The organism is Pseudomonas sp. BAY1663 (assembly GCF_000582595.1).
GTDB classification, from domain to species: Bacteria; Pseudomonadota; Gammaproteobacteria; order Pseudomonadales; family Pseudomonadaceae; genus Stutzerimonas; species Stutzerimonas stutzeri_AF.
The window spans coordinates 1-8,995 of the sequence record NZ_AZSV01000123.1 but is presented as its reverse complement, the minus strand read 5'-3'; the positions used below and the strand labels follow the sequence as shown (position 1 = coordinate 8,995).

Here is an 8,995-nt window from a genome sequence, read left to right as displayed (position 1 = left end):
CAGCCGCGCAACCGGGTGCTGCGCGAGGCCAGCCTGTGGCCGCTGGCGCGTACCCAGCCGCGCGACCTGGTGGCGCTGGCGCGTATCGAGGACATGCATCCGCGCACCGTTCGCCAGGACGGGGAAACGCTGCTGGAACTGATTCGCCAGGCCGCGGCCACGCCCGAACAGGACTGGCCGGCGCCGCTGCCCGAGCCGCTGCCGCTGGAAGTGTCGGGCCTGTTGAAGAAGCTGCGTGCGGTCGGCCAGCGCGAGGCCAAGGAGCTGGAAATCGCGCCGGAGCTGATGCTGCGCAAGAAGACCCTCGAGGCGCTGCTCAAGAGCGGCTACCCCGACGGCCCTTACGAACTGCCCGATTCCCTGCGTGGCTGGCGCCGCGTGCGAATGGGGCAGGCCCTGCTCGATGTCCTGGAAAAGCGACCATGAAACGCATCTGCTCTATCTACAAAAGCCTGCGCAAGAACGAGATGTACCTGTATGTCGACAAGCGCGATGCCCTCAAGCGTGTGCCGGAGGGGTTGCTCGCGGCGTTCGGCCCACCGCAGCTGGCCTTCGAAATGCTGTTGACTCCCGAGCGCCAGCTGGCGCGCGAGGATGCGACCAAGGTGCTGGCCAATATCGAGAAGCAGGGCTATCACCTGCAGATGCCGCCAGCCGAGGACGAGTACATCGAGCACCTGCCCGAAGAGCTGCTGCGCATGAACGATCCGCTGTAGGCGATCACGCCAGGACTGACCGCGGACAAGGAATCGGGCCGAAATCAGGCCTATGCTCAGGCGACGTGTACAAAGGAGATGGCTCATGAAAACGCGTTCCTGGATACTCGGCTCCATCCTGGCTGGCCTGGCACTGACTGCCCATGCGCAGCAGGCGCCGGACTACGACAACCAAGCCTGGCAGCAGCACTGGCAGAAGATGCAGGAGTACCGTCAGGCCTGGCAGGCTGCAAAGACGCCGGAGGAGCGGCAGAAGCTTCGCGACGAACACTGGCAAAGCATGCAGTCCGGCTTCGGCATGATGGGCGGCTGCCCGATGGGTGGGCCCGGCGCCGGCATGGGCAAGCAGGGCGGCAAGCCCATGCAGGGCGGTATGGGTGGCATGGGCGGTGGGCGCATGATGGGCGCGCCTTCCAAGGAAATGCTGGATATGCGCATCCAGCACATGGAGCAGATGCTCGAACAGATGCGCAGTCATCGCGAACTGCTCGACAAGTCCTGATGAGGCTGAGGCAGCCCATCGCCTCGCGGGGCAGCCTCGCATCTTCCCGGGCGACCGGCTGGCCGCCCGCTATTGGCCGGCCATCCGCCAATGGCTAGACTTGCCGTTTTACCGGTAGTGACACCTTCATGGCGGCCAAAGTCGAACCCTTCTGGAAACGCAAAACCCTTGCCGAACTCGACTCCACCGAGTGGGAGTCGCTGTGCGATGGCTGCGGACTCTGCTGTCTGCAGAAGCTCGAGGACGAAGAGGACGGTACCGTCTATTACACGCGCATCGCCTGCAAACTGCTCGACCTCGAGAGCTGCCAATGCAGCGACTATGCGAATCGGCGCGCCAGCGTGCCGGATTGCATCCAGCTCAATGCCGCGGACGCCGCGCAATTCAAATGGCTGCCGCCCACCTGCGCCTACCGCCTGGTTGGCGAGGGCAAGGACCTGCCGCTCTGGCACCACCTGGTCTGTGGTGATCGCGAGGCGGTGCACGTCGAGCGTATTTCGCAAGCCGGGCGGATGCTCGCTGAAGGCAGCGTTGCGGAAGAGGACTGGGAAGAGCATCTGATTTTTCGTGCCGGTTGAATCAAACCGCCGTTCACAGCGTCATAGATCAACCGACCCCGCATACGACCCGATCCCTGGAGCTGTCTTCAATGCCTGCCCGCTCGCTGTTGCTGTTTGCCTTTCTTCTGCTTTTCGGTGCGCATGCCCAGGCGGCCAAACGGGTCGATCTGGACTATCGCGTGCGCTTGCTGCCCGATGAAGACCAGGCCGAGGTCCAGTTGCTGCTGGAAAAAGGCGAAATGGTCCGCCTGCTGGAATTCAACCTGGGCGACGAAGGCTACTACAGCGATTTCGCGACCGACGGCGAATGGCGGCAGGAGACGCCCGAGCAGGGCACCTGGCTGCCCGGGAAGGGCAAGGCGCGGTTGAGCTATCGGGTGCGCATCAGCCACCCGCGCGGCGATGGCCGCTTCGATGCGCGGATGACCGAGAACTGGGCGCTGTTTCGTGGCGACGACCTGGTGCCGCCCGCGCGCCTCGATCAGGTCGACGGGGTGAAACTGGTGTCGCGGATCAGCTTCGAGCTGCCGGAAGGCTGGAAAAGCATCGAAACCGGCTGGCCGCGCGTCGGCAAGAACCGTTTCCGGGTGGACAACCCCGAGCGCCTGTTCGATCGGCCGACCGGCTGGATGCTCGCCGGCAAGCTGGGAAGCCGCCGCGCCAAGCTCGGCGAGACCGACGTGACGGTCGCCGCGCCGGTGGGCGAGGGCGTGCGCCGCATGGATATCCTGACCATGCTGACCTTCGTCTGGCCGGAGATCCAGCACGTATTCCCACGCGATCCGGAGAAACTCTTGATCGTCGGCGCGGGCGATCCGATGTGGCGTGGTGGCCTGTCCGCTCCCAATTCGTTCTACATGCATGCCGACCGTCCGCTGGTCAGCGAGAACGGTACCAGTTCGCTGGTCCACGAACTGGTGCATGTCTTCAGCCGGATCCAGGACACCGACCGCAGCGACTGGATCAGCGAGGGCTTGGCCGAGTACTACGCCATCGAACTGGTGCGGCGCGCCGGCGGCATGAGCGAGGACCGCTACCAGGCCGTGCGCGAGGATCTGAGCGACTGGAGCCGCAAGGTCGACAGCCTGCGCACCGCGCGTTCCACCGGTCCGGTGACCGCGCGGGCGGTGCTGCTGCTGCAGGAGCTGGACAAGGAGATCCGCCAGCGCAGCAAGAGCCGTTATTCGCTCGACGACGTGAGCCGCGGGCTGATGCGGCTGGACAAGGTCAGTACCCAGGACTTCATCGACATCACCGAAACATTGCTGGGCGGCGGCTCGAAGGTGCTCGACACACGCCTGCTGCGCTGAGCCCGCTGTTCGTTAACGATTCGCCGCGCCGCTGAAATCATTTAGGGTGACAGGCTTGTTTCGACGAGGAACCGGAGCTTCCATGAGCATCATCGATCTGCGCAGCGACACCGTCACCCAGCCGACCGCGCCGATGCGCGAGGCCATGCTGCGTGCCGCGACCGGCGACGACGTCTATGGCGAGGACCCCACGGTCAACCGGCTGGAACGCGAACTGGCCGGGCGCCTGGGTTTTTCCGCCGGGCTGTTCGTGCCGTCCGGCACCATGAGCAACCTGCTGGGCTGATGGCGCATTGCGAGCGTGGCGACGAGTACATCGTCGGGCAGCAGGCGCATACCTACAAGTACGAGGGCGGCGGCGCGGCGGTGCTGGGCTCGATCCAGCCGCAGCCCATCGAAATGGAAGCCGACGGTTCGCTGGACCTGGCGCGCGTCGAGGCGGCGATCAAGCCGGACAATTTCCACTTCGCCCGCACCCGCCTGCTGGCGCTGGAAAACACCATGCAGGGCAAGGTGCTGCCGCTGGACTATCTGGCCGCCGCGCGTGCGTTCACCCGCGAGCGGGGGTTACAGCTGCACCTGGATGGCGCGCGGCTGTTCAACGCGGCGGTGAAGCTCGGCTGCGACGCACAGGCGATCACTCGCCATTTCGATTCGGTGTCGGTCTGTCTGTCGAAGGGCCTGGGAACGCCGGTCGGCTCGGTGCTCTGCGGCAGCGACGCCTTCATCGCCAGGGCGCGGCGCCTGCGCAAGATGGTCGGCGGCGGCATGCGCCAGGCCGGCATCCTCGCCGCCGCGGGGCTGTATGCGCTGGAGCACCACGTCGAGCGGCTGGCCGCGGACCATCATCTGGCGCAGGCGATCGGCTCCGGGCTGGCGGCGCTCGGCTATGCCGTCGAGCCGGTGCAGACCAACATGGTCTACCTGGACATCGGCGATCGGGCGCCGGCGCTGGCGGCGTTCTGCGCACAGCGCGACATTCGCCTGACGCCGGCGCCGCGGCTGCGCCTGGTGACGCACCTGGACCTGCGCCCCGAGCATGTTCAGCCGATCCTCGACAGCTTCGCCGCGTTCGCCCGGGCTGATCGGGCGGGTGCCGTCGAATAGCTTGATTCAATCGACGTTATCCCCTATACCCGGCGCGCAGGCCCGATATAATGCGGCCCTTTGCCGGCTATCCGTTTGGGTAGTTGCGAACCGGCTTTCGGTGGTCCCGCCTCGCCGTGTCGTTTTGCAGCCGTTCGGCCGCAGTCCTCTGGAAGAAATCTATGAAAAGCGCAGAAACCCGTGAAGCCTTCCTCCGCTTCTTCGAAGAGAAGGGCCACACCCGCGTGGCCTCCAGTTCGCTGATCCCGGCGAACGACCCGACCCTGCTGTTCACCAACGCCGGCATGAACCAGTTCAAGGACTGCTTCCTCGGCCTGGAGAAGCGCGTCTACACCCGCGCCACCACCAGCCAGAAGTGCGTGCGCGCCGGCGGCAAGCACAACGACCTGGAGAATGTCGGCTATACCGCGCGCCACCACACCTTCTTCGAGATGCTCGGCAACTTCAGCTTCGGCGACTATTTCAAGCGCGATGCCATCCATTACGCCTGGGAATTCCTCACCTCCGAGAAGTGGCTGAGCCTGCCCCGGGAAAAGCTCTGGGTCACCGTCTACGCCAGCGACGACGAGGCCTACGACATCTGGACCCAGGAGGTCGGCGTGCCGGCCGAGCGCATGGTGCGCATCGGCGACAACAAGGGTGCGCCCTACGCCTCGGACAATTTCTGGGCGATGGGCGATACCGGCCCCTGCGGCCCCTGCACCGAGATCTTCTTCGACCATGGCGAGCACATCTGGGGCGGCCCACCCGGTAGCCCGGAAGAAGACGGCGACCGCTACATCGAGATCTGGAACAACGTCTTCATGCAGTTCAACCGCACCGCGGACGGCGTCCTGCATCCGCTGCCGGCACCGAGCGTGGATACCGGCATGGGCCTGGAGCGCATCAGCGCGGTGTTGCAGCACGTCAACTCGAACTACGACATCGACCTGTTCCAGAACCTGCTGAACGCCGCGGCCGAAGCCATCGGCTGCCGCAACGAAGGCCAGGCGTCGCTGAAGGTCGTCGCCGACCACATCCGCTCCTGCGGCTTCCTGATCGCCGATGGCGTGACGCCGTCCAACGAGGGCCGTGGCTACGTGCTGCGCCGCATCATTCGCCGCGCCTGCCGCCACGGCAACAAGCTCGGCGCCAGGGGCAGCTTCTTCCACCGCATCGTCGCCGCGCTGGTGGCGGAGATGGGCGATGCCTTCCCCGAGCTCAGGCAGCAGCAGGCGCACATCGAGCGCGTGCTGAAGAACGAGGAAGAGCAGTTCGCCAAGACCCTGGAACAGGGCCTGAAGATCCTCGAGCAGGATCTGGCGGAGCTCGAAGGCGACGTCATTCCCGGCGAGGTGGTGTTCAAGCTGTACGACACCTACGGCTTCCCGGTGGACCTGACCGGCGATATCGCCCGCGAGCGCAACCTGACCCTCGACGAGGAAGGCTTCGAGCGCGAAATGCAGGCCCAGCGCGAGCGCGCACGTTCGGCCAGCGCCTTCGGCATGGACTACAACGCCCTGGTCAAGGTCGAGGGGGAAACGCGCTTCATCGGTTACCAGGGCACCGCCGGCAACGGCAAGGTGCTGGCGCTGTTCAAGGACGGCGTGGTCGTCGACAGCCTGGGCGCCGGCGAGGAGGGCGTGGTGGTGCTCGACCAGACGCCGTTCTATGCCGAGTCCGGCGGCCAGGTCGGCGATTGCGGCTATCTCGCGGCGCCAGGCCTGCGCTTCGATGTGCGCGATACCAGCAAGGCCGGTGGGGCGTTCCTGCATCATGGCATCGTCGACAGCGGCAGGCTGCAGGTCGGCGCCGAGGTGGAAGCGATCGTCGATGCCTCGGTTCGCCAGGCCACCGCGCTCAACCACTCGGCGACGCACTTGCTGCACGCGGCGCTGCGCGAGATTCTCGGCGAGCACGTGAGCCAGAAGGGCTCGCTGGTCGACAGCCAGCGCCTGCGCTTCGACTTCAGCCACTTCGAGGCGATCAAGCCCGAGCAGCTCAAGGCCCTGGAGGATCGCGTGAATGCCGAAATTCGCCGCAATACGGCGGTGGAGATCGAGGAAACCGATATCGACAGCGCCAAGGCCAAGGGCGCCATGGCCCTGTTCGGCGAGAAATATGGCGAATCCGTACGGGTGCTGACCATGGGCAGCGGATTCTCGGTCGAACTGTGCGGCGGCACCCACGTCGATCGCACCGGTGATATCGGCCTGTTCAAGATCACCAGCGAAGGCGGCGTGGCCGCTGGCGTGCGCCGCATCGAGGCGGTCACCGGTGCGCAGGCGCTGGCCTATCTGAACGAGGCCGAGGAGCAGCTGAAAGAGGCGGCGAGCCTGGTCAAGGGCAGCCGCGAGAACCTGCTGGACAAGCTCTGCGGCATTCTCGAGCGCAATCGCCAGCTGGAAAAGGAACTCGAGCAGCTCAAGGCCAAGGCCGCCAGCGCCGCCGGCGACGATCTCGCCGGTTCCGCGGTGGATATCAAGGGCGCGCGCGTGCTCGCCGCCAGGCTGGACGGCTCGATGGCAAGGCTTTGCTGGCGCTGGTCGATCAGTTGAAGAACAAGCTCGGCAGCGCGGTGATCCTGCTCGGCGGCGTGCTGGACGACAAGGTGGTGCTGGTCGCCGGCGTGACCCAGGACCTGACCTCGCGCTTGAAGGCCGGCGACCTGATGAAGCAGGCTGCCGCTGCCGTGGGCGGCAAGGGGGCGGCCGCCCCGACATGGCACAAGGGGGAGGTACCGAGCCGGCCAGGCTCGACGAGGCGCTGGCGCTGGCTCGCGCATTCGCCGAGCAGGGGCTGTAAACGGCCACGTGCGTCTGGTTTCGAAGGGCCTGCTCCGGATGGCCCGCTTCAGCTCGTCGGAGGCCGCCCGCGCGGCGGCCTCGGCGCTTGGCAGTGTTCGGAGTTGTATGTTTAATGAGCGCCTTGACGGGGCATTAGGCGGCTAAGAAATGGCTTTGATCGTACAGAAGTTTGGAGGTACCTCGGTCGGCACCGTCGAGCGTATCGAACAGGTGGCCGAGAAGGTCAGGAAGTTCCGCGAAGGCGGCGACGATATCGTCGTCGTGGTCTCGGCGATGAGCGGCGAAACCAACCGCCTGATCGATCTTGCCAAACAGATCAGCGAGCAGCCCGTTGCCCGCGAGCTGGATGTGATGGTGTCCACCGGCGAGCAGGTGACCATCGCGCTGCTGGCCATGGCGCTGATCAAGCGTGGCGTTCCCGCGGTGTCCTACACGGGCAACCAGGTGCGCATCCTCACCGACAGCGCGCACACCAAGGCGCGCATCCTGCAGATCGACGCGCAGCGTATCCAGCGCGACATCAAGGCCGGGCGCGTGGTGGTGGTGGCCGGATTCCAGGGGGTGGACGAGAAGGGCAACATCACCACGCTCGGCCGCGGTGGCTCCGATACCACGGGGGTGGCGCTGGCCGCTGCGCTGAAGGCCGACGAGTGCCAGATCTACACTGACGTGGATGGCGTCTACACCACCGACCCGCGGGTGGTGGCCAAGGCTCAGCGTCTGGACAAGATCACCTTCGAGGAGATGCTGGAAATGGCCAGCCTCGGCTCCAAGGTCCTGCAAATCCGTGCGGTGGAATTTGCCGGCAAGTACAGCGTGCCGTTGCGCGTGCTGCACAGCTTTCAGGAGGGTCCGGGTACCCTCATTACCCTTGATGAAGAGGAATCCATGGAACAGCCCATCATTTCCGGCATCGCCTTCAATCGCGACGAAGCCAAGCTGACCATTCGTGGGGTGCCGGATACGCCCGGTGTGGCCTTCAAGATCCTCGGCCCGATCAGCGCCGCGAACGTGGAAGTGGACATGATCGTGCAGAACGTCGCGCACGATAACACCACCGACTTCACCTTCACCGTGCATCGCAACGACTACAACAATGCGCTGCAAGTGCTGCAGAGCATCGCCGAGGAGATGGGCGCGCGTGAAGTGATCGGCGATACCGATATCGCCAAGGTGTCCATCGTCGGCGTCGGCATGCGTTCCCACGCCGGCGTCGCCAGCCGCATGTTCGAGGCGCTGGCCAAGGAAAACATCAATATCCAGATGATTTCCACTTCGGAGATCAAGGTGTCGGTCGTGATCGAGGAGAAGTATCTCGAACTGGCCGTGCGTGCATTGCATACCGCCTTCGAGTTGGATGCACCGGCTGGCAATACTGCGGAGTGATTGGCAGAAGGCGCGCTAGGCCGCGCCTTCTGTCGTATTGGGCGGCGCGAAAAGGAACTTTAGGCTCCCGCACGCTGGTCAATAGCTGTTGAAAGGCTCTGGCTTCAATGTTTTACGGAACACTATCCGTTTTTATCTTTGCAGACTGTTTACTGAACTGAATCCGTTTAAGGAGAAAGGAATGCTGATTCTGACTCGCCGGGTTGGAGAAACCCTGATGGTGGGTGACGATGTGACTGTCACTGTGTTGGGTGTGAAAGGGAACCAGGTACGTATCGGCGTCAATGCGCCCAAAGAGGTGGCGGTGCATCGCGAGGAGATCTACCAACGGATCCAGAAAGAGAAGGATCAGGAACCAAGCCACTAATTTTTCTGTAATTTTTGGCTTTGCAAACGGGGTAAAGATGGGTATGATGCGCCCCGTGTTGCGGAGAGGTGGCCGAGTGGCCGAAGGCGCTCCCCTGCTAAGGGAGTACACCTCAAAAGGGTGTCGGGGGTTCGAATCCCCCTTCTCCGCCATTTTGCGTTCTAGGGTTTCGATTCTCGCGTCAGCCAGTTTTCCTGTCGGAAAGCGCCACGGCAAAATGCTTGACCATCATTGTTAACTCCCTATAATGCGCACGCTCAG

Annotated in this window: 7 protein-coding genes, 1 tRNA gene and 2 pseudogenes; all 10 read left to right on the top strand. The window is 64.3% G+C overall.

All coding sequences use genetic code 11. The features are described 5' to 3' along the window. Positions 1 to 426, top strand: a 426-nt coding sequence (locus BAY1663_RS21095) for an HRDC domain-containing protein (RefSeq protein WP_037044703.1), incomplete at its 5' end; no start/stop codon positions are given. Further along, positions 423 to 716 carry a YcgL domain-containing protein gene (locus BAY1663_RS21090; protein WP_037044701.1) on the top strand — a complete coding sequence of 98 codons (294 nt, stop codon included), beginning with the start codon at positions 423 to 425 and terminating at the stop codon, positions 714 to 716. The genes BAY1663_RS21095 and BAY1663_RS21090, both read left to right, overlap by 4 nt. 85 nt (positions 717 to 801) lie before the next feature. Next, a complete protein-coding gene (locus BAY1663_RS21085) occupies positions 802 to 1,218 on the top strand; it encodes a hypothetical protein (protein ID WP_037044696.1) in 417 nt (138 codons plus the stop codon). A gap of 128 nt (positions 1,219 to 1,346) precedes the next feature. Next, positions 1,347 to 1,796: a YcgN family cysteine cluster protein gene (locus tag BAY1663_RS21080; protein ID WP_037044693.1), complete on the top strand. Its 450-nt coding sequence runs from the start codon at positions 1,347 to 1,349 to the stop codon at positions 1,794 to 1,796. A 71-nt stretch (positions 1,797 to 1,867) separates the two neighbouring features. Beyond that, on the top strand, positions 1,868 to 3,088 hold the full coding sequence (locus BAY1663_RS21075) for a hypothetical protein (RefSeq protein WP_037044690.1): 1,221 nt from the start codon (positions 1,868 to 1,870) through the stop codon (positions 3,086 to 3,088). Between the two features lie 82 nt (positions 3,089 to 3,170). After that, positions 3,171 to 4,195: pseudogene (gene ltaE / locus BAY1663_RS21070) on the top strand (low-specificity L-threonine aldolase). A 161-nt stretch (positions 4,196 to 4,356) separates the two neighbouring features. After that, positions 4,357 to 6,979: pseudogene (gene alaS, locus BAY1663_RS21065) on the top strand (alanine--tRNA ligase). A gap of 149 nt (positions 6,980 to 7,128) precedes the next feature. Continuing rightward, on the top strand, positions 7,129 to 8,367 hold the full coding sequence (locus BAY1663_RS21060) for an aspartate kinase (RefSeq protein ID WP_037044687.1): 1,239 nt from the start codon (positions 7,129 to 7,131) through the stop codon (positions 8,365 to 8,367). 181 nt (positions 8,368 to 8,548) lie between these two features. Beyond that, on the top strand, positions 8,549 to 8,734 hold the full coding sequence (gene csrA / locus BAY1663_RS21055; RefSeq protein WP_003283978.1) for a carbon storage regulator CsrA: 186 nt from the start codon (positions 8,549 to 8,551) through the stop codon (positions 8,732 to 8,734). Positions 8,735 to 8,796: 62 nt separating this feature from the next. Further along, positions 8,797 to 8,886 (top strand) — tRNA-Ser (locus BAY1663_RS21050). Positions 8,887 to 8,995: the final 109 nt, after the last annotated feature.